The 20,358-nt window shown below is 69.9% G+C and carries 16 protein-coding genes; 7 read left to right on the forward strand and 9 right to left on the reverse strand.

Annotated features, from left to right (window positions below):
• Positions 1 to 199 precede the first annotated feature (199 nt).
• The 3 genes from xylA to LGR54_RS12735 are packed head-to-tail and all read right to left on the reverse strand — an operon-like array spanning position 200 to position 4,071.
• Entirely contained in the window at positions 200 to 1,525 is a 1,326-nt protein-coding gene (gene xylA, locus LGR54_RS12725) for a xylose isomerase (protein WP_230362332.1), read from the reverse strand.
• Complete coding sequence (xylB, locus tag LGR54_RS12730; RefSeq protein ID WP_230362333.1) at positions 1,522 to 2,979, reverse strand: xylulokinase; 1,458 nt, start codon at positions 2,977 to 2,979, stop codon at positions 1,522 to 1,524. The genes xylA and xylB overlap by 4 nt, the downstream gene beginning before the upstream one ends.
• Positions 2,980 to 3,033: 54 nt before the next feature.
• On the reverse strand, positions 3,034 to 4,071 hold the full coding sequence (locus tag LGR54_RS12735) for a LacI family DNA-binding transcriptional regulator (RefSeq protein ID WP_230362334.1): 1,038 nt from the start codon (positions 4,069 to 4,071) through the stop codon (positions 3,034 to 3,036).
• A 277-nt stretch (positions 4,072 to 4,348) separates the two neighbouring features.
• Between LGR54_RS12735 and xylF the strand changes: the two genes are divergently transcribed.
• From xylF to LGR54_RS12770, 7 genes are all read left to right on the forward strand, one after another.
• Positions 4,349 to 5,389 carry a D-xylose ABC transporter substrate-binding protein gene (gene xylF, locus LGR54_RS12740; protein WP_370638196.1) on the forward strand — a complete coding sequence of 347 codons (1,041 nt, stop codon included), beginning with the start codon at positions 4,349 to 4,351 and terminating at the stop codon, positions 5,387 to 5,389.
• 74 nt (positions 5,390 to 5,463) lie between these two features.
• Positions 5,464 to 6,789, forward strand: a complete 1,326-nt coding sequence (locus LGR54_RS12745) for a sugar ABC transporter permease (RefSeq protein WP_230362335.1) — start codon at positions 5,464 to 5,466, stop codon at positions 6,787 to 6,789.
• Between the two features lie 14 nt (positions 6,790 to 6,803).
• The gene (locus LGR54_RS12750) at positions 6,804 to 7,604 is read left to right on the forward strand and encodes an ATP-binding cassette domain-containing protein (protein ID WP_230362336.1); all 801 of its coding nucleotides are present in this window, start codon (positions 6,804 to 6,806) and stop codon (positions 7,602 to 7,604) included.
• 296 nt (positions 7,605 to 7,900) lie between these two features.
• Complete coding sequence (locus LGR54_RS12755; RefSeq protein WP_230362337.1) at positions 7,901 to 8,281, forward strand: hypothetical protein; 381 nt, start codon at positions 7,901 to 7,903, stop codon at positions 8,279 to 8,281.
• Positions 8,282 to 8,353: 72 nt separating this feature from the next.
• Positions 8,354 to 8,932, forward strand: a complete 579-nt coding sequence (locus LGR54_RS12760; protein ID WP_230362338.1) for a copper chaperone PCu(A)C — start codon at positions 8,354 to 8,356, stop codon at positions 8,930 to 8,932.
• A gap of 185 nt (positions 8,933 to 9,117) precedes the next feature.
• Complete coding sequence (locus tag LGR54_RS12765) at positions 9,118 to 10,503, forward strand: PepSY domain-containing protein (protein ID WP_230362504.1); 1,386 nt, start codon at positions 9,118 to 9,120, stop codon at positions 10,501 to 10,503.
• A gap of 93 nt (positions 10,504 to 10,596) precedes the next feature.
• A complete protein-coding gene (locus tag LGR54_RS12770; protein WP_230362339.1) occupies positions 10,597 to 11,067 on the forward strand; it encodes a winged helix-turn-helix domain-containing protein in 471 nt (156 codons plus the stop codon).
• On the opposite strand, the gene modC is transcribed toward LGR54_RS12770, so the two are convergent.
• The 6 genes from modC to glgA form a co-directional block, all read right to left on the reverse strand.
• The gene (modC, locus tag LGR54_RS12775) at positions 11,039 to 12,151 is read right to left on the reverse strand and encodes a molybdenum ABC transporter ATP-binding protein (protein WP_230362340.1); all 1,113 of its coding nucleotides are present in this window, start codon (positions 12,149 to 12,151) and stop codon (positions 11,039 to 11,041) included. The two genes, LGR54_RS12770 and modC, sit on opposite strands and share 29 nt — an antisense overlap.
• Positions 12,148 to 12,837: a molybdate ABC transporter permease subunit gene (gene modB / locus LGR54_RS12780; RefSeq protein WP_230362341.1), complete on the reverse strand. Its 690-nt coding sequence runs from the start codon at positions 12,835 to 12,837 to the stop codon at positions 12,148 to 12,150. Before modB ends, modC begins: the two co-directional genes overlap by 4 nt.
• Before the next feature lie 39 nt (positions 12,838 to 12,876).
• Complete coding sequence (gene modA / locus LGR54_RS12785; RefSeq protein ID WP_230362342.1) at positions 12,877 to 13,677, reverse strand: molybdate ABC transporter substrate-binding protein; 801 nt, start codon at positions 13,675 to 13,677, stop codon at positions 12,877 to 12,879.
• A 318-nt stretch (positions 13,678 to 13,995) separates the two neighbouring features.
• Positions 13,996 to 14,238: a hypothetical protein gene (locus tag LGR54_RS12790; RefSeq protein ID WP_230362343.1), complete on the reverse strand. Its 243-nt coding sequence runs from the start codon at positions 14,236 to 14,238 to the stop codon at positions 13,996 to 13,998.
• A gap of 428 nt (positions 14,239 to 14,666) precedes the next feature.
• Positions 14,667 to 18,848 carry a glycogen debranching protein GlgX gene (glgX, locus tag LGR54_RS12795; protein ID WP_230362344.1) on the reverse strand — a complete coding sequence of 1,394 codons (4,182 nt, stop codon included), beginning with the start codon at positions 18,846 to 18,848 and terminating at the stop codon, positions 14,667 to 14,669.
• The gene (gene glgA, locus LGR54_RS12800; RefSeq protein WP_230362345.1) at positions 18,845 to 20,302 is read right to left on the reverse strand and encodes a glycogen synthase GlgA; all 1,458 of its coding nucleotides are present in this window, start codon (positions 20,300 to 20,302) and stop codon (positions 18,845 to 18,847) included. The genes glgX and glgA overlap by 4 nt, the downstream gene beginning before the upstream one ends.
• Positions 20,303 to 20,358 lie beyond the last annotated feature (56 nt).

Consider the following 20,358-nt stretch of genomic DNA (forward strand, 5'->3'; position numbering starts at 1 on the left):
CGGCCGCTGCGGCCCGGCAGACGGCCGCCAGCGCGCCGAGATCTTCCGGCGTTCCTACCACCCTGTTGGGCTCGCCCGCGCCGCGATGTCGCGGGCGGCGGCCGGGCGGCGGCAAAGAAAAAAGGGAGCGCGTCCTCGCGGGAGAGAGGACGCGCTCCCTTTACGTGCCCGGGCGCGGCCGGGCACGGAAGGAACCGTCTCAGCGCAGATAGCTGACCGCCAGCGCCTCCAGCCGCTCCTGCCGGCCGGAACGCGGCTGCGGGTCGAGCGCGTCGGCCTCCACCCGCGCCGCGATGGCGTCGAGCGAGGAACCGGGGGCGAGCATCGCCTTCGCCGCCGGCGACTGCCAGCCGGCATAGCGCTCGGATACCGCCCGCTGAAGCGCGCCGTCCTCCACCATGTCGGCGGCGATCAGCAAAGCGCGGGCGCACACGTCCATCGCCGACGCATGGGCGAGGACGAGGTCCTCCGGGTCGATCGACTGGCGGCGGATCTTGGCGTCGAAATTGGTACCGCCGGTGGTGTAGCCGCCCGCCTTCAGGATCTCGTACATGGCGAGCGCGGTGTCCTCGACATTGGTCGGGAACTGGTCGGTGTCCCAGCCGGACTGCGCGTCGCCCTTGTTCATGTCGATCGAGCCGAACACGCCGAGCGCCGCCGCCATGGCGATCTCGTGCTCGAAGCTGTGGCCGGCCAGCGTGGCGTGGTTGGCCTCGAGGTTGAGCTTCACCTCCTTCTCGAGGCCGGCGCGGCAGAGCAGGCCGTACACCGTGCCGACGTCGAAGTCGTACTGGTGCTTGGTCGGCTCCTGCGGCTTCGGCTCGATCAGGATGGTGCCCTTGAAGCCGATCTTGTGCTTGTGCTCGACCACCAGGTTGAGGAAGCGGCCCATCTGGTCGAGCTCGCTCTTGAGATCCGTGTTGAGCAGGGTCTCGTAGCCCTCGCGGCCGCCCCACAGCACATAGTTCTCGCCGCCGAGCTCATGGGTGACCTCCAGCACGTTCTTCACCTGCGCGGCGGCATAGGCGAACACGTCCGGATCCGGGTTGGTGGCGGCGCCCGCCATGAAGCGGCGGTTGGAGAACAGGTTCGCCGTGCCCCACAAGAGCTTCACCTTCGACGTCTCCATCTTCTTGGCGAAGATGTCGGCGATGGCGCGGACATTGGCGTTCGATTCCTTCAGGCTCTTGCCCTCGGGAGCGATGTCGCGGTCGTGGAAGGCGAAATACGGCACGTCGAGAATGCGGAACAGCTCGAAGGCGACGTCCGCCTTGGCGCGGGCGAGGTCCATCTCGTCGGCGCCGTGCATCCACGGGCGCAGGAAGGTCTCGCCGCCGAAGGGATCGCCGCCCGGCCAGGTGAAGCTGTGCCAGTACGCCACCGCGAAGCGCAGATGGTCTTCCATCCGCTTGCCCAGCACCACCCGGTCCTTGTCGTACCAGCGGAAGGCGAAGGGGTTCCGGCTCTCCGGCCCCTCATAGGCCAGCGGCGCGGTCGGCTCGAAGAAACGAGCGGGGGCATTCATGACATCACTCCCTTCAATGCGGGGTACAGCGCGCGGTAGCGGGCATGCTTTTCCGCATAGGCTTGTTGAAGCGCCGGGGTCGGCGCGATGGTCTCGATGCGGCGCGGCGGCAGGCAGATGGCGGTCGGGCTCTCGCCGGTCGCCGCCATGCGCGCCAGCCGGGCGGCGCCGAACGCCCCGCCCCGCTCGCCATCCTCGATGCGGTTGATCGGCAGGCCGAGCACGTTGGCGATGACCGCGGTCCAGTAGCGCGAGCGCGAGCCGCCGCCGATGATGTCGGCGCTGGCCAGCGTGGTGCCGGCGGCGTTCAGCGCGTCGAGGCAGTCCTTGAAGGCGAAGGCGACGCCTTCGAGCACGGCTTGGGTGAGCCCTTCGCGCGTGGTCTCGTGGTCGAGCCCGATGAAGGCGCCGCGAATGGTGGTGTCGTTGTGCGGCGTGCGCTCGCCGGAAAGGTAAGGCAGGAACACCGCCCGCGACGGCGCGACCGGCGCGTCGCCGAGCGGCTTCAGGAGGTCGCCGGGCGAGATGCCCTCGCTCTGCGCCCACCAGCCGAGCGCCGAGGCGGCCGAGAGGATCACCCCCATCTGGTGCCAGGTGGCGGGAATGGCGTGGCAGAAGGCGTGCACGCTCGACTGCGGGTTCGGCGCGAAGCGGTCGGTGGTCGCCCACAGCACGCCGGAAGTGCCGAGCGAGACGAAGGCGTCGCCGGCATGGATGGCGCCGAGGCCGACGGCGCCGGCGGCGTTGTCGCCCGCCCCGCCCGCCAGCACCGGCGGCGTCGCCATGCCCCAGCGGGCAGCAAGCTCCGGCTTGATGCGGGCCGCCACTTCGCTGCCCTCGACAAGGCGCGGCATGTGCGAGCGGTCGAGGCCGGTAGCGGCCAGCGCCGCGTCCGACCAGTCGCGCTTGCCGACGTCGAGCCACAGCGTGCCGGAGGCGTCGGACATCTCCTCGACCATCTCGCCGGTCAGGCGGTAGCCGACATAGGCCTTGGGCAGCAGCACCTTGGCGGTGCGGGCGAAGATGTCCGGCTCGTGCTTGCGCACCCAGATCAGTTTCGGCGCGGTGAAGCCGGGAAAAGCGAGATTGCCGGTCACCTGATGCAGGCTCGGAAAGGCGGCCTCAAGCTCCACACACTCGGCGGCCGAGCGGCCGTCGTTCCACAGGATCGCCGGCCGCAGCACCGTGCCGGAGGCGTCGAGCAGCACCGCGCCGTGCATCTGGCCGGACAGGCCGATACCCTTCACCGCCGCCAGTTCCGCCGGCCGCGCCGCCTTGAGCTGGTCGAGGCTGGCGAGCGTCGCCTGCCACCAGTCTTCCGGGTTCTGCTCGCTATGCCCGGGCTGCGGCCGGGACACCGACAGCGGCACTTCGGCAGTGGCCAGCACCGCCTGGTTCTCGTCGACGAGCACCGCCTTGATGGCGGACGTGCCTATATCGAGGCCGACAAACATGCCTCACTTCCTTTCATTCACCGTGATTCCACACCGCATTAGCGCGTTGGCGTATCACGGCAGATTATCCCGCACGAAGATGTCGATGCGGATGCGCTCCTGCTCGTCGAACAGCGGCTCGCCCGAGCAATGGGCGAGCAGCACCCGCGCCGCCGAGCGCGACTGGTGGCCGGCATCCTGGTTGATCACCGCGTCCATCACCCCGCGCAGCAGGAAGCGGCGGGTGTCGTCGGTGAGGTCGTGGCCGACGAAGATCAGCTCGCCGGCCTGCCCCGCCGCTGCCAGCGCGGCGGCGATGCCGCTATTGCCGGCCCCGACATTGTAGATCCCGACCAAATCGGGCACGTCGCGCAGCATCTGCTCGACGATCGCCTGCGTCCGGGCGTCCTCGTCGAGGCTCTCCTGCACCGCCAGCAGCTTCAGCGCCGGGTATTCGCCGGACAGCACCTGGGTGAAGCCGAATTGCCGCTCGGCATGGTCACGCAGCGCCGGCGTGCCGACGATCAGTCCGACCGAGCCCTGCCGGCCACCGGAGAAACGACCGATCAGCGTGCCCGCGGTGCGGCCGGCGGCAATGTTGTCGACACCGACATAATGGCGGCGATGCGAGGACGGCACGTCCGACACCAGCGTCACCACCACCGTGCCGGCGGCGGTGAGATCGTCGATGGCCGAGCGCACCCGCGGATGATCGAGCGCCACCACCGCCACGCCGTCATAGCGGCCGATCAGCCCTTCCAGCGCCGAGGCCAGCTCTTCCGGGGCGAAGACGTCGACGCGCGTGAGGTCGATGAAGGCATTGTGGGTCGACAGCCATTCGGCGGTGTTGGTCACCTGCTCGGCGAGCTGGCGCATGAAGACGTTCGGCCCCGAGGGCAGCACGAAGCAGAAGCGGTAGGTCTCCCCCCGCGCCAGCCGCGCCGCCGCGGCGTTCGGCCGGTAGCCGAGCCGGGCGACAACGTCGCGCACCCGTTCGGCCGTGACACCGCGCACGCCGGCGCGCCCGTTCAGCACGCGGTCGGCGGTCGCCAGCGACACGCCGGCCTCGCGGGCGACGTCCTGAAGGGTGATGCGTGAGGAAACTCTCGACATGGCGAAAGGTTGCCCTCAAAATCTGACGTGCGCAACTCATGAATGAGATGTCCACCAATTAGACAAGAGGTAAAAACTCGTGGTGGAATTGTTCAGCCATGGGGCGATGAAGGCTCGACGAAGGCCTTCAACCTGTGCAAAGTCGACGCCTGATTGCAGAGGAGGGTAAAACCCGTCATCTAGTTTGAGGTTCGAACATCAAAAAGAGGCCGCCGACGGCCCGCCCCTCAGCTGAGGTCCCTGCACCGATCACCACGCATCCTTTTGGGAGGAACGCATGAAGTCCAAGCTTACCGTCACCGTGGCGGCCTTCGCGATGCTCGTCGCGACCGGCGCCGCCCGCGCCGCCGACACCGTCGTCGGCGTCTCCTGGTCGAACTTCCAGGAAGAGCGCTGGAAGACCGACGAGGCGGCGATCAAGAAGGCGCTCGCCGCCGCCGGCGCCAAGTACATCTCGGCGGACGCGCAGTCCTCCGCCTCCAAGCAGCTCTCCGACGTCGAGGCGCTGATCGCGCAGGGCGCCAATGTGCTGATCATCCTCGCGCAGGATTCCGACGCCATCGCCCCGGCCATCACCAAGGCGCAGAGCGAGGGCATCCCGGTCGTCGGCTACGACCGGCTGATCGAGAACCCCTACGCCTACTACATCACCTTCGATAACAAGGAGGTGGGTCGCCTGCAGGCCGCCGAGGTGCAGAAGATCAAGCCGAAGGGCAACTACCTCTTCATCAAGGGCTCGGCCTCCGACCCGAACGCCGACTTCCTGTTCTCCGGCCAGATGGAAGTGCTGAAGCCCGCCATCGACAAGGGCGACATCAAGAATGTCGGCGAGGCCTATACCGACTCGTGGCTGCCGGCCAACGCCCAGCGCAACACCGAGCAGATGCTGACCGCCAACAACAACAAGGTCGACGCCGTCGTCGCCTCCAATGACGGCACCGCCGGCGGCGCCGTGGCCGCGCTCGCCGCCCAGGGCCTCGCCGGCACGGTGCCGGTCTCCGGCCAGGACGCCGATTTCGCCGCGCTGAACCGCGTCGCGCTCGGCACCCAGACCGTGTCGGTGTGGAAGGACAGCCGCGAGCTCGGCAAGCGCGCCGCGGAGATCGCCCTCGACCTCGCCAAGGGCACCGAGCCCGCCAAGGTCGCCGGCACCGCCACCTTCACCGGCGGCCCGAAGAAGGTGCCGATGAACTCCACCTTCCTGAAGCCGATCCCGATCACCAAGGACAATCTCGGCGTGATCATCGAGGCCGGCTGGGTGCCGAAGGCCACCGTGTGCCAGGGCGTGAAGGCCGGCACCGTGAAGGCCTGCGACTGAGCACCGTTCAACAGGGCGGCGAGGTTTGCGCCCCGCCGCCCGCCCGTCAACGGGTCGGCTGAGGAGTACGCCCCATGAGCCAGTCCACGAGCCATTCCACCATCGCACCCGCTCCCGCGCGCCCGGCCTCGCCGCCGCAGGCGCCCGCGCCGTCGCTCATCGGCGCGCTGGAGCTCGACGTGCGCTTCCTCGGCATGGTCGGCGCGCTGGCCGTCATCTGGATCGTCTTCGACTTCCTCGCCGACGGCACGTTCCTGACCCCGCGCAATCTCTGGAACCTCTCGGTCCAGACCGCCTCCATCGCGGTGATGTCGACCGGCATGGTCCTCGTCATCGTGATGCGCCACATCGATCTGTCGGTGGGTTCGATCCTCGGCGTCACCGGCATGATCATGGCGGTGTTCCAGGCCAGCACGCTGATGCCGACCTTCGGCTTCAACCACCCGGCCGTGGTGGTGCTCACCCTCGTCTCCGGCGTCGCCATCGGCGCGCTGATCGGCACGCTGCACGGCTTCGTCATCGCCTATCTCGGCGTGCCCGCCTTCATCGTCACCCTCGGTGGCCTGCTGGTGTGGCGCGGCGCCGCCTGGGCGGTGGCGGAAGGCAAGACCATCCCGCTCGTCGACGACCACTTCAAGCTGCTCGGCGGCGGTGCCGACGGCTCGATCGGCGCCTTCTGGAGCTGGGTGGTGGCGGCAATGGCCTGCATCGTCATCGTGCTCGCCACCGTGCAGGCCCGCCGCCAGCGCCAGCGCTTCCGCTTCCCGCTGAAGCCGGTCTGGGCCGAGCTGGTCACCGCCGGCGCCGGCTGCCTCGCGGTGATCGCCGCCACGCTGGTGGTCAATGCCTACACGCTGCCCGCCGCGCTCGCCCGCCGCTACGCCGAGGCCAACGGCCTGACCGTGCCGCCGGAGGGTCTCGCCATCTCCTTCGGCTTCGCGGTGCCGGTGCTGGTCGCGCTCGCCATCGGCGTGATCATGACCTTCGTCACCACCCGCACCCGCTTCGGCCGCTACGTGTTCGCCATCGGCGGCAATCCGGAGGCGGCCGAGCTGGCCGGCATCAACACCAAGCGGGTGACGCTGATGGTGTTCGCGCTGATGGGCGCCCTCGCCGCCATCGGCGCCGCCATTTCCACCGCCCGGCTGAATTCGGCGACCAACGCGCAGGGCACGTTGGATGAGCTCTACGTCATCGCCGCGGCGGTGATCGGCGGCACCTCGCTGGCCGGCGGCGCGGGCACCGTGGCCGGCGCCATGCTCGGCGCCCTCGTCATGCAGAGCCTGCAGTCGGGCATGGTGCTGATGCGGGTCGACACTCCCTACCAGAACATCGTGGTCGGCATCGTGCTGGTGGTCGCCGTCTGGGTCGACACCCTCTACCGCAAGCGCTTCAAGTGAGAGGAGGCGACATCATGGCAACCCAAGGTTCGACGTCCCCTACCGCCTCCGCCCCGCTCGTCGACATGCGCGACATCTCCATCGCCTTTGGCGGCATCCGTGCCGTCGACGGGGTGAATGTCGATCTCTATCCCGGCGAAGTGGTCGGCCTGCTCGGCCATAACGGCGCCGGCAAGTCGACGCTGATCAAGATCCTCGCCGGCGCCTACCGGCCGGATTCCGGCGAGATCCGCATCAATGGCGAGAAGGCCGAGATCGGCAATCCGCGCGATGCCAAGCGCTACGGCATCGAGACGATCTACCAGACGCTGGCGCTGGCCGATAATGTCGACGCCGCCGCCAATTTGTTCCTTGGCCGCGAGATCATGACGCCGTGGGGCACATTGGACGACGTCGCCATGGAGGCGGCGGCGCGCGAGGTGATGGGCCGGCTCAACCCGAACTTCCGCAAGTTCAAGGAACCGGTGCGCGGCCTCTCCGGCGGCCAGCGTCAGTCGGTCGCCATCGCCCGCGCCATCCACTTCAACGCCAAGATCCTGATCATGGACGAGCCGACCGCCGCGCTCGGCCCGCAGGAGACCGCGCAGGTGGCGGAGCTGATCAAGCAGTTGAAGGCCGAGGGCATCGGCATCTTCCTGATCAGCCACGACATCCACGATGTCTTCGATCTCGCCGACCGCGTCAGCGTGATGAAGAACGGCAAGCTGGTCGGCACCGCCCGCACCACCGACGTCACCAAGGACGAGGTGCTCGGCATGATCATCATGGGCAAGAGTCCGCCCGGCGCCATCGCCGGTCCGGGTGCCGTGCACTAGGGCCCTTTCCGATCAGGTGGAAACCTGATCGACAGGAAAGTGCTCTGGATTCAATAAGCTAGAGCCTGTTGCGCGAAGGCCTTTCAGCTCTCGCGGAACAGGCTCTAGCCCTCGCATCCGGGACGGGGCGAAGAAAACGCTGCCCCGTGCGCGAAGATCGGAAGCTTTTCCCGGCCGGCCGATGCTATCGCTACGTCAGGAGACGCTTCGGCGCCTAGGGCGGCATCCGGTCGCTTGGTCGTCCGCTCTCGGGCGTGCTACGTCCTGGGCTGAAGCAAGGCAGCGCGACGGACGGCATGAGCAACCGCGTACGACAGATGGGCCTGATGGCGGCGAGCCTCGTCGTCGCCTATCTGCTCGTCCTCAATGTCGTGCTCGGCGGCCTCGCCATGGGCACGCATGCCGGCATGGGCGTGGCGCTCGGCCCGTCCGGCGAGGTCATCTGTCTCGCCGCGCCGACGCAAGATGGCCCGGGCGACAAGGCCGGCCATCTGCTTGATTGCTGCACCGCCGGCTGCCGGGTCGGCATGCTGGCCTCGCTGCCGCCGCCGGATCTCTCCGCCCTCCCCGCGCCGCTCGTCCTGCCGGCGCTGGCGCTCGTCGCCGCTCCCGCCGACGACGCGCCGGCCGGCACCGGCCGTCTCCCGCACAATGCCCGCGCCCCTCCCCTGGCCTGACGCAGACCCGCCTCGTCGCCTCTGTCGTCATTCGGCCGGGATTCGTCCCGTGCCGGCCCACGGGAATTCAGCATGTCCGCCCTGCTTCACAGCTTCCGCGATTCCACCCAGCGCCTCGCCTTCGCCCTCATCGCCCTCGCGCTGCTGCTCTTTGCCTTCGATAGCGCCCATGCGCATGGCTACAAGGCCGGCGCGCTCGAGATCGGCCATCCCTGGGCGCGGATGACGCCGCCCGGCGCCAAGGTCGGCGGCGCCTATCTCTCCATCGAGAACACCGGTTCGACGCCCGACCGGCTCGTCTCGGTCACCGTCGCGCCCGACATCGCCGGCCGCGCCGAGATCCACGAGATGAGCGTCACCGATGGGGTGATGAAGATGCAGATGCTGCCCGACGGCGTCGCTATTCCCGCCGGCGGCAAGGTGGCGCTGGCGCCCGGCGGCTATCACCTGATGCTGCAGGACCTCAAGCAGCCGCTGAAGGAAGGCGCCAGCTTCAAGGGCACGCTGACCTTCGAGAAGGCCGGCACCATCGCCGTCGACTTCAAGGTCGAGGGCATGGCCGGCCCGAAGGGCGCCGCGCCGCAGGCGGGCGACCCGCATGCCGGCCACGACATGAGCACCATGCCGGCGGGCGCTGCCCCGTCGAACTGAAGCCGAGCCCGAGCCCACCCGCAACGGCCGGATGAACGCCGGCGCGGGAACGCTCCTGTCCTTCATCGCCTGACGCCTCGCCGCGAACCTCCCGACCGCCCCGGCTCTCACATCCGGTAGGGCGCAGGATTTTCGCGCGCCGTGTGTCGGCCCTTTCCGGATACGATCCGATGAACGCTACTCCCATGTCCAACGAAACGCCGTCCGCCGGCGACGTGCCCTCCTCCCGCGAGGCGGGCGGGATCGACCTGTACCGCGCCGTCTGGCGCTGGCACTTCTATGCCGGCCTGCTGGTGCTGCCCTTCCTGGTTTTGCTCGCCGTCACCGGCGGCGCCTTCCTGTTCCACACCGAGATCGACAATCTCTGGCATCGCGACCTCAAGGTCGTGGAGATCCGCCAGACCGCGCCGCTCCCCGCCAGCGCGCAAATCGAGGCGGCGCTCGCCGCCCGGCCCGGCACCGCGCTGAAGATCATCACCCCCGCGACGCCGGACGCCTCGACGGAGATCGTGGTGAAGGCCGCCGACGGCGCCCGCCGCTCGGTCTATGTCGATCCCTATGACGGCCGTGTGCTCGGCGAGCTCGCCGACAGGGGCACGCTGATGTGGACCATCCGCCGGCTGCACAGCCTCGTCGAGTTCGGCACCATCGCCAATGGCGTCATCGAGATCGTCGCCGGCTGGTCGATCCTGCTGGTCGGCACCGGCTTTTATCTGTGGTGGCCGCGCAAACAGCGTGGTGGCGTGGTGAGCGTGCGGGGCACGCCGGGCAAGCGCGTGTTCTGGCGCGACCTGCACGCCGTCACCGGCGCCTTCGCCGGCCTCGCCATCGCGGTGATGGCCCTGTCGGGCATGCCATGGTCGGTGTTCTGGGGCGAGCACGTCAACGAGTGGGCCAACAGCGCCAATTACGGCTACCCCGCCGGCATCTACGACAACGTGCCGATGTCGGACGAGCACCTCGCCCATGCCAACGGCCCGACCAGCTGGTCGCTGGAGCAGGCTAAGATGCCGCTCTCCGCTGCTCCCACCGGCCACCCCACTGACCAGCCCATCGGGATCGACGCCGCCAGGGCGATCGTCGACGGGCTCGGCGTCGCGTCCGGCTACACGCTGAGCCTGCCCGCCAGTGCAACCGGCGTCTATTCCGCCGCCGTCTACCCGGCCGACCTGTCGAAGCAGCGCGTCGTGCATCTCGACCAGTACAGCGGCAAGCCGTTGATCGACATGAGCTATGCCGATTACGGACCGGCCGCCAAGGCGATGGAATGGGGGATCAACGTCCATATGGGCCAGGAATACGGCCTCGCCAACCAGCTCGTGCTGCTGGCCGTCTGCCTCGCCATCGTGCTGATGGCGGTCGCCGCCGGGGTAATGTGGTGGAAGCGCCGCCCGGCCGGCTCGCTCGGCGTCCCTCCGGCGCCGGCTGATCCCCGCGCCATGCGAGGCCTCGTGCTGGTCATGGCCTTGTTCGGCCTCGTCTTTCCGCTGGTCGGCGCCTCGCTGCTGGCGATGCTGGCGCTCGATTTCGCCTTCGCGCGGCACCCACGCCGCCGGCCGCGTCCCGCCTGACGCCGCCGGGGATAGCGCCGGGCCGGATGCTTCCGGTTCGGCGCAGCTTCCCCTAGATTGCCGCTGAGGGCGCCGGCATCGTCACGGGAAAGCATGACCGACAACCGCGACCATGATCCAGAAGACGGCGGCAACGCCCGGCCGCGCGACGGGCTGTTCATCCGGGTCTATTTCGGCGATGGCCGCCATCTTGGCCCCGGCATGATCGAGCTGCTGGAGGCGATCCGCACCGAGCACTCCATCCTGTCGGCGGCGAAGAAGATGGGCATGAGCTATCGCCGCGCCTGGTTGCTGGTGGAGGAGCTCGACACGTCCTATGGCCAGCGGGTGGTGGTCACCCATCCCGGCCGGCGCGGCCACGGCACCGACCTCACCGAGTTCGGCGAGCGGCTGATCGCGCTCTACCGCACCATCGAGGAGAAGAGCGCCGCCGCCGCCGCCGCCGAGACCGCCGAGCTGCGCGCCGCCCTGGCGCCGGAACGGCTGCCGCGCGGCGAGGAAAAACCCGTCCCCGGAACGAAGCGGGCGACGAAGGCTAGGACGACGGCTCGCCCGGAACCGTGAAGTCCGGGCTGCGGCTGTCGACCGCCACGGTCTTGATCATCGCCCACACCGCCTGCCCCGGCACCAGCCCGAGCCGCAACACGCTCTCGCGCGTCACGCTTGAGATCAACCGGGTGGAGCCGGCCACCAACGCCACGTCGGCATAGGGCCCCTCGCCCGGCGTGATCGCCTCGACCACCACCGGCAGCAGATTGCTCACGGAGACGTCGACCGGCTGCGCCAAGGCGATGGCGACGTCGCGCGCGCGCACCCGCGCCCGCACCGCGCCGCCGAGCGGCGCCTCGACGCGCGGCACCCGGAGTTCGCCGCCGGGAAAGACGAGCGTCGAAAGATCGTACGCCGCGTCGTGCCGCGCCACCGTGCAGTCGAGCACCGTGCCGATGTCGAAGCGCCCGATCACCGGCTGCATGTCGGCCCGCGACATCACCTCGGTGACCGACCCTTCCGCGATCTGCTGGCCGTCCTTCAGCGCCACCACTCGGTCGGAGAGCCGCAGCACCTCCTCGAGCGAATGGCTGACATAGAGGATCGGCAGCTTCATCTCGTCGCGCAGGCGTTCGAGATAGGGCAGAATCTCCGCCTTGCGGGCGGCATCGAGCGCAGCCAGCGGCTCGTCCATCAGCAACAGGCGCGGTTGCGACAGCAGCGCCCGGCCGATAGCGACGCGCTGCTTCTCGCCGCCGGACAGCGTATGCGGCCGCCGGCCGAGCAGATGGCCGATGCCGAGCAACTCGACCACGGCGTCGAAGCCGATGCCGGCATCAGCGCCGCGCGCGCGGCGCTGGCCGTAGCGCAGATTGCGCTCCACCGACATATGCGGAAACAGCCGCGCGTCTTGGAACACGTAGCCGGCGCGGCGGCGCTCGATCGGCACGTCGATGCCAGCAGCGGAATCGAAATAGGTCTCGCCGTCGACGACGATGCGCCCGCGATCCGGCCGCACCACCCCGGCCACCGCCTGGATGATGGTGGTCTTGCCGGCGCCGGAGCGGCCGAACAGCGCCGTCACCCCGGCCCCCGGCGCGGTGAAGGCGGAGGCGAGCGAAAAGCCCGGACGGGCCAGCTGGATGTCGACCTCGATCATGCGCGCCCGATCAGCGTGCGAATGCGCCGGTCGGCGAGGTTGGCGAGCAGCAGCGCCGCCAGCGCCAGCACGATGGACACCACGGTGAGCCGCGCCGCCATGGCGTCGCCATCGGTCATGTGGGTGGCGCTGTAGATGGCGAGCGGGATGGTGCGGGTCTGCCCCTCGACATTGGAGACGAAGGTGATGGTGGCGCCGAACTCGCCCAGCGCCGAGGCAATGGAGAGCAGCGCGCCGGACAGGATGCCGGGCAGCATCAGCGGCAGGGTGATGGTGAGGAACACGTCGAGCCGGCTCGCCCCGAGCGTACGGGCGGCGGTCTCGAGGCCACGGTCCACCGCCTCCAGCGCGAGGCGGATGGCGTTCACCGTGAGCGGGAAGCTGATCACCGCCGCCGCCACGGTCGCGCCGGCGGTAGTGAAGATCAGCCGGATGTTGAACCACTCGGCGAGATACTGGCCGAGATAACCGCGCGCGCCCAGGGTGATGAGCAGGAGATAGCCCACCACCACCTTGGGCAGCACGAGGGGCAGATAGACGATGCCATCGAACAGGCTCTTACCGGGAAAGCTCGTGCGCGCCAGCACCATGGCTGTCGCCAGCGCGAAGGGCAGGCTCCAGAAGGTCGCCCAGAAGGCGACCTTCAGGCTCAGTTGGACCGCCGTCCATTCCTCAGGCGTCAGCATGGGCTCTCCCGGACGGACGGCGCGTCGACCTCGCAGGCGTCAATGCACCACGAAGCCGTACTTGGCGTAAACCGCCTTGGCTTCCGGGCCGACGAGGAAGTCGAACACCGCCTTGGTCTCGGCATTGTCCTGCCCCTTGACGATCTCATAGGGGTATTCGACCGGCGGGTGGCTGTCGGCCGGGAAGGTGGCGACCACCTTCACATTCTTGGCGATGGCAGCGTCGGTGGAATAGACGATGCCGGCGGCCGCCTCGCCGCGCTCGACCAGCGCCAGCGCCGCGCGCACGCTCTCGGCGCCGACCACGCGGTCCTTCACCTTGTCCCACTGGCCGAGATTGGTCAGCGCGGTCTTGGCATAGACGCCGATCGGCACGGAGTCAGTGAGGCCGGTGGCGATCTTGCCGTCGGCGCCGAGGAAGGCGAGCCAGTCGAAGCTCTTGTCGATCTTGACGTCCTTGGCCTTGTCGGCCGGCATGATCAGCACCAGGCTGTTGCCGATGGGGGTCACGCGGGTGGCCTTCAGGGTGAGGTCCTTCCCCTCGGTATAGTCCATCCACTTGTTGTCGGCGGAAATGAAGATGCCCGCCGGCGCGCCCTGCTCCAGCTGCTTGGCGAGCGCCGAGGAGGCGGCGAAGGAGAAGACGACGTCCTTGCCGGTCTTCTCCTTGTAGAGCTTGCCGACGTCCTGCAGCGCATTGGTCATCGAGGCGGCGGCGAATACCGTCGTCTGCGCTTGGGCCTGGGCGACGGGAGCGGCAATGTTGAGCAGCAGCGCGACGGCCGCGGCGGCGGCCAGCTTCACGGCCGGCCGGAACGAAAGGACGGAGGCATGGAACATGGAGCGTCTCCCGAGATCATATATTCGTCCATATACATGATCGAACGGACGACGCCAGTACCGATGCGGTGAAAGCCTTGTCGCCGCACCGGCAATCGCCGGCACGGCTCCGCATTCGCCCGCCGGCGACGGCTGGAGATGTCGAGAGGCCCGATGGCTCGGCACGGCTGCCGGCCCGTCGCGGCACAGCGATGGGCCCGACGGCCCGCTCGGGGCGGCCATCGGGAACGGCGCGCGCGAAATAGAAGTGCCCGTCCACCGGCGCGGGCGGCGCCGACGCTCAGTGCGGAAAGTTCGACCTGCCGTGGAAGTCCGCTGTCAGTCGATCATCCCGGTCCGTCGGGCGACCTCGGCAGCGACCCGCTCGGCCTCGGCAACCAGATGCCAGGCCGCGACGTGGTCGCTCTTGCCGAAATGGATGGACGGCCCCTGCGAGACGATACGCCGGCCGCAGCCGTCGTCGACCAGCGAAAACTCATAGATATGATGCGCCACCCGATGCATCACGCGCACCGTGGAAGGCGAGAGGGTGACGATGTCGAACTCGGCCTGCGGCATCATATTCTCCTCCCCATACGTCCCGCCGCCGGAGAAATGGCGAGAACCCGGCCGCTTGTGCGGCTCGCCCAATCATTCCTCGGCGGCGACCGAAGCCGGCCGCCGGGATGTCGAACTGGAACTTTCGTCGATCACGAACGTTGCGACAATGAAAAAATTAATCACGTAACGTAACATTATGCCGGAGAGTGGCATGAACCGTACGACAACTCTCATCGTCGCCGCCGTTCTTCTGATCGTGGCGCTGTACGCTGCGGTGCATTTTTCCGGTCGCACCACCCCGCAACCGACCGAATCACCGACCCCGCCGGCTTCGCAGAGCGCGCCAGCCCCGGCTACTCCGGCGCCCGCGGCTCCGTCGCCCGCCCCGGCAACGCCCGGCCCGGCATCGCCGGCACCCGCCAACCCGCCGGCGCCGTGATCGCGTCCGCCTAACGGGCGTCGCGCATCGCCTTGAGAGTCATGCGCGCCGCTTGTGTCTGCAGCACCGCATCCACCGGCTGCGACAGCCGGCGCCGCCAATTCGGCCGCTCGCGGTCGGTGCCCGGCAGGTTCACCGCCACCGTCTCGCCGGCGAGATCGTCGAGCTGTGCGAGCGCGATGAACGAAGGCGTCCGCGCCACATAGGCGTGGACGGCGGCGAGGAAGCCGCGGTCGAGCGGCGCGCCCTCCGCCGGCAGTTCGGCGATCAGCCCTTCCCGCTTGAGGGCCACGCCCAGCCGCGCCTTTTCCTGCGCCCGCTCCGCCAGCGCGGTCTGGAAGGCGTCGTCGTCGTCGAGCCCCAGCGCCCGCCGCTCGGCGAGGTCGACACCGTCCCACCAGCCGGCCAGCGTCGGCAAATCGTGCGTCGAGACGCAGGCCGCCGCCAGCGACGGATACTGCTCGGGCGGCGCGAAATCCTCGCCCTGCCGCTCGAACCACAGCACCTTGTAGGAGAGCATGCGCTCGCGATCCAGCTCGTCGCGCATCCCCTCCGGCACGGTGCCGAGATCCTCGCCCACCACCAGGCAGCGGGCGCGCCGGCTCTCCAGCGCCACCTGTCCGGCAAGATCGGCATAGGGATAGGCGAGATAGGCACCCTCGGCCGCGCTCGCGCCTTCCGGCAGCAGGAACAGCCGCCGCAGCCCCATCACATGGTCGATCCGCAGCGCGCCGGCATGGCGCATATTGGCGGCCAGCAGCCGGCCGTAGGAACGATAGCCGTCGCGCGCCATGGCAAGCGGATCGAGCGGCGGCAGGTTCCAGTTCTGCCCCTCCGGGCCGAGCGGATCCGGCGGTGCGCCGATCGTCACCCCCGCCATCAGCGCCTCCGCCTCGCCCCAGGCTTCCGCCCCATCCGGCGCGGTGCCGACCGCGAGGTCGCGATAGAAGCCGAACGACAGCCCCGCCGCCTCTGCCCGCTGCGCCGCCGCGGCGAGCTGGCGGTCGGCGATCCATTGCTGCCACAGCTCGAAGCGGATCCTGCGCGGCTCCTCGACGATGAGCGCCGCCACCGCCGGCCCATGCGCATCGGCGAAGCCGTCCGGCCAGTCGCGCCAGTTCACATTGGCGAACTGCCGCGCCAGCAGCTGGAACGCCGCGAAGCCCTGCAGCGCCGCGCCTCCCTCGGCGACGAACCGTTCGAAATCGGCATCCGGCAGGTCGGTGGTGGCGCGGAACGCCGCCTCCAGCACCGCCCGCTTGGCCGCCCAGACGCCGGCATAGTCGACATCCCCGCGAGCGGCGAGCGCCATGAACTCGCCCTGCCCGGCCGCCAGCGCGTCATTGACGCTCGCCGGGCCGGCGAGCGCGCCGACATCGATATAGATTGGGTCGAGGAAGCGCCGGTCGGAGGGATGATAGGGGCTGGCGCGCCGGCGATCCTGCGGAAACAGCGCGTGCAGCGGATTGAGCCCGAGGATCCGCGCGCCCTGCCCGCCCGCCGCCTCGGCGAGTTCCGCCAGCGCCGTGAAGTCGCCGATGCCGTGGTCGTGGCTGCCGCGCAGCGTGTAGAGATGGCCGGCGAGGCCGAACACCCGCTCGCCCCCCTCCAGCTCCGGCGGCAGATAGCTCGAGCGTGGCGCCACGGTGAGCGCACAGTCGCCGAGGCCGAGCCGCAGCACGTGCCGTCCCGGCGGCAGTTCCGGCAGGCTGATGCGTCGCTCGATGGCGGGCCGCCCGTCCGGCCGCTCCACCTCGCGCCGCGCGCCATCGTCGGGGCGGATGCGCAACGCCTGCTCGCTGCCGTCCTCCAGCACGATGACGAGGTCGAGGCTGCGCCCGCTCGTCGCCGCCGTGCCGCCGAGCACCAGCTCGGCCTCGCCGGGCCGCACCACCAGCGCCAGCGGCAGGTCGCGGCCGAAGCGCTCCTCCGACAGCACGGCGAGACTGTCGCGCACCTCGCCGCCGCTGCCGGCCGGCAGCTTCAGCGCCGTCAGCAGCGCCCGCTTGGTGTCGTCGCCGACCGGGTAGTGATGGCCATCGACGTCCCACCAGTCATGCGCGATGCCGGCCGCCGCCGCCAGACGCTCCAGCTGCGCCGGATCCGCGGCCCGCCTCGGCCGCTCGGGCGCCGCCACCTCGACGAGGACCAGCACCGACCGGCCGGCCAGCGGAAGCGGCGCGTCCCCGGCCTGCTCCTCCGGTTCGGCTTCCGGCCGCGACGTGTCGGCGTCGAGCCGCCAGACGAAACCGTCCCGCGCCTCCGGCAGCACCAGCGACACCGCGTCCTCCGCGGCGTTGAGCGCCACCGCAACTCGGTCCGCCGCCACCTCGCCGACCGCGACGGTATAGAACACCGCCACCAGCGCCCGCGTGCCCGGATCGTCCCAGCCGACTGCCCGGCCATCCGCGCCCCGCCACTCGACATCGGGGATACCGCTGGCGTCGAGCGGCCGTCCGATCAGCGGCGCCTCGCCGTCGAGCGCGGGATGCGCGCGCCGCAGCGCCACCAGCCGGGCGGTGAAGCGCGCCAGCCCGCCATCCACCTTGCTCCAGTCGAGCCAGGTCAGGAAATTGTCCTGCGCATAGGCATTGTTGTTGCCCAGCTGCGAACGGCCGCATTCGTCGCCCATGGTGAGCATCGGCGTGCCGCGCGCCGTAAGCAGCGTGGCCAGCAGCGCCCGGGCGTCGCCCCGCCGCCGTGCCGTCACCTCCAGGTCGGTGGTCGGTCCCTCGACGCCGTGGTTCCAGCTGTGATTGGCGTCGGTGCCGTCGCGATTGTCCTCGCCATTCGCCTCATTGTGCTTGGCCGAATAGGAGACGAGATCGGCCAGGGTGAAGCCGTCATGGGCGGTGACGAAGTTGATCGCCCGCGACAATGGCCGCCGCCGGGCGGCGAACACATCGGCCGAGCCGGCCAGCCGCGTCGCCAGCGCCCCCACCTGTCCGGCATCGCCGCGCCAGAACCGCCGCGCGGCGTCGCGGAAATGGTCGTTCCACTCCGCCCAATCGGCCGGGAAGCGGCCGACCTGGTAGCCGCCCGGCCCGACATCCCAGGGCTCGGCGATCAAGGCGAGGTCGCGCAGCACCGGGTCCTGCGCCATCGCCGCGAAGAACGGCGCCTCGGGGTCGAAGCCGTCCGCCCGCCGGCCCAGCGTCGCGCCGAGATCGAAGCGGAAGCCGTCGAGCCCGGTCGCCGCCCAGCGCCGCAGCATGTCCATGGCGAGCCGCAGCACCGGCGGGCGCTCCAGCGCCAGCGTGTTGCCGGTGCCGGCGTCGTTGAGCAGCAGGCCGGGATCGCCGGTCGCGTGGCGGTAATAGGTGGCGTGGTCGAGCCCGCGCAGGCTCACCGTCGGCCCGAACACGTCGCTCTCGCCGGTATGGTTGAGCACGACGTCGAGCACCACGCGAATGCCGGCCGCGTGCAGCGCCGCGATCGCCCGGCGGATCTCGTCGAAGCCGCCGGGCGCGAGGCCGGGATCCGGCGCGCCGAACACCACCGGGTTGTAGCCCCAGTAGTTGGTCAGCCCCAGCGGCGGCAGATGCCGCTCGTCGATCCACGCCATCGCCGGCATCAGCTCGACCGTGGTGACGCCGAGCTTCGCCAGATGCTCCACCGCCGCCGGCTCGCCGAGCCCGGCGAAGCTACCGCGCAGCTCGAGCGGCACATCGGGATGCAGCCGGGTGAAGCCGCGCACGTTCAGCTCGTAGAACACCTGCCCGGCCCAGTCGAAGCGCGGCCGGCGCACCGGCTCGGGCTCGCCGGGCAACACGATCGCCTTCGGCACAAAGGCGGCGCTGTCGGTCTCGTCCTCGGCGGCGCCGCGCGCGCGGGCATCGAACAGCGCCTCGTGCAGCTGGAAGCGCCGGTCGAGCAGTGCTGCATAGGGGTCGACCAGCAGCTTGGCCGGGTTGAAGCGGTGCCCCTGCGCCGGATCCCACGGCCCGAATGCCCGGAACCCGTAGCGCATGCCCGGCAGCACCCCTGAGAGGTGGCCATGGAACACGTCGCCGGTGCGCTCGGGCAGCGGGAAGCGGGCGATCTCCATGTCGGCGCTGTTGAACAGGCAGAACTCGATGCGGGTGGCGTTGGCGGAGAACACCGCCACATTGACCCCGGCCATCGCGCCCTGCCCGGCGGGCGTGACGCCCAGCGGCTCCGGTTGCCCGCCCGTCAGCCGCCAGTCGGTCACGCCGCGCGCTCCCTCGCGAGATTGCGGAACAGCTCGGCATAGGCGCGCGCGGCGCGGTCCCAGGACACGTCGGTGGCCATGGCGTTGCGCTGCAGCGTGCGCCACAGCGTCTTGTCCTGCCACAGCGCGTGGGTGCGGGTGAGCGCGTTCTGCAGCGCCGGCACCGTCACCGGCGAGAACTGCACGCCGGTGCCGACCCCGCTCGCCCGCGCCATCTCGTTGACGTCGATCACCGTGTCGGCGAGCCCGCCGACCCGCGCCACCACCGGCAGCGCGCCATAGCGCAGCGCCGCCAGCTGGGTGAGGCCGCAGGGCTCGAAGCGCGAGGGCACCAGCAGCGCGTCCGACCCGGCCTGGATCAGATGCGCCAGTTCCTCGTCATAGCCGAACTGCACCCCGACCCGACCGGGATTGACCCGCGCCGAGCCGGCATAGCGCTCGGTGAGCTGCGGATCGCCACTGCCCAGCACCACCAGCTGCGCGCCGATGTCGATCAGCGTCCCCAGCCCGTCCATCAGGAGGTCGAGCCCCTTCTGCCAGGACAGCCGGCTGACCACGCCGAACAGCAGCGTGTCCGGCTCCTGCGGCAGGCCGAAGCGCGCCTGCAAGGCCGCCTTGTTGGCCGCGCGGGCGTCCAGCCGCTTCGCGTCGAACGGCGACGGCAGCAGGCTGTCGGCCGCCGGGTCCCACGCCGCGGCGTCGAGCCCGTTGAGGATGCCGGAGAGCACGCCGCGCCGCTGGTTGAGCAGGCCTTCCAGGCCCATGCCGGCTTCCGGCTGCAGGATCTCGGCGGCGTAGCCGGGCGAGACGGTGGTGATGCGGTCGGCCAGTTGCAGGCCGGCCTTCAGATAGCCGACCGTGCCGTAATATTCGATGCCGCCCATCGAGAAGGCATGCGCCGGCAGCCCCAGCAGCGGCGCGACGCTGGCGGGGAACTGCCCCTGGAAGGCGATGTTGTGGATCGACATCACCGTACCGGGCCGCCGGCCACTAGCATAATGCAGATAGGCGGGCGCGAGGCCGGCCTGCCAGTCATGCGCGTGCACGACATCGGGCACGAAGCCCGGCACCAGGCCGAGGCCGATCCCCGACGCCACCGCTCCCAGCGCCGCGAAGCGCTGGGCATTGTCGACATAGTCGCGCCCGTCGGTGCCGGTATAGGGTCCGCCCGGCCGGTCATAAAGGTGCGGGGCGTCGATGACGAACAGGTCGAGCCCGGCGGCGGTCGCGGCATAGAGCCGCGCCGGCGCGCCGAACAGATGGTCGAAATAGAAGGCTTCCTCCCGCGCGCCGAGCGCCGCCATCACCGCCGGATAGCCGGGGACCAGCGTGCGCACCGCGACGCCCTGCGCCTTCAGCGCCGCCGGCAGCGCGCCGGCCACATCGGCAAGCCCGCCGGTCTTCACCAGCGGGTAGATCTCGGAGACCACCGAGAGAAGCTTCAGTTCCGACACGATGCTCGCCTGCCCCTGTTTCCCTGCCCCGGCCCGCTCTCCCGACCGATCCTAGC

It is taken from the genome of Ancylobacter sp. Lp-2 (genome assembly GCF_020523795.1).
Lineage (GTDB): Bacteria > Pseudomonadota > Alphaproteobacteria > Rhizobiales > Xanthobacteraceae > Ancylobacter.

Bases quoted from the DNA above. Each gene is read 5' to 3' on its own strand.
- xylB (WP_230362333.1), bottom strand. From the start codon at position 2,979: ATGTTTGTCGGCCTCGATATAGGCACGTCCGCCATCAAGGCGGTGCTC.
- LGR54_RS12735 (WP_230362334.1), bottom strand. From the start codon at position 4,071: ATGTCGAGAGTTTCCTCACGCATCACCCTTCAGGACGTCGCCCGCGAG.
- xylF (WP_370638196.1), top strand. From the start codon at position 4,349: ATGAAGTCCAAGCTTACCGTCACCGTGGCGGCCTTCGCGATGCTCGTC.
- LGR54_RS12750 (WP_230362336.1), top strand. From the start codon at position 6,804: ATGGCAACCCAAGGTTCGACGTCCCCTACCGCCTCCGCCCCGCTCGTC.
- LGR54_RS12755 (WP_230362337.1), top strand. From the start codon at position 7,901: ATGAGCAACCGCGTACGACAGATGGGCCTGATGGCGGCGAGCCTCGTC.
- LGR54_RS12770 (WP_230362339.1), top strand. From the start codon at position 10,597: ATGACCGACAACCGCGACCATGATCCAGAAGACGGCGGCAACGCCCGG.
- LGR54_RS12790 (WP_230362343.1), bottom strand. From the start codon at position 14,238: ATGATGCCGCAGGCCGAGTTCGACATCGTCACCCTCTCGCCTTCCACG.
- LGR54_RS12760 (WP_230362338.1), top strand. From the start codon at position 8,354: ATGTCCGCCCTGCTTCACAGCTTCCGCGATTCCACCCAGCGCCTCGCC.
- modB (WP_230362341.1), bottom strand. From the start codon at position 12,837: ATGCTGACGCCTGAGGAATGGACGGCGGTCCAACTGAGCCTGAAGGTC.
- modC (WP_230362340.1), bottom strand. From the start codon at position 12,151: ATGATCGAGGTCGACATCCAGCTGGCCCGTCCGGGCTTTTCGCTCGCC.
- modA (WP_230362342.1), bottom strand. From the start codon at position 13,677: ATGTTCCATGCCTCCGTCCTTTCGTTCCGGCCGGCCGTGAAGCTGGCC.
- xylA (WP_230362332.1), bottom strand. From the start codon at position 1,525: ATGAATGCCCCCGCTCGTTTCTTCGAGCCGACCGCGCCGCTGGCCTAT.
- LGR54_RS12765 (WP_230362504.1), top strand. From the start codon at position 9,118: ATGTCCAACGAAACGCCGTCCGCCGGCGACGTGCCCTCCTCCCGCGAG.
- LGR54_RS12745 (WP_230362335.1), top strand. From the start codon at position 5,464: ATGAGCCAGTCCACGAGCCATTCCACCATCGCACCCGCTCCCGCGCGC.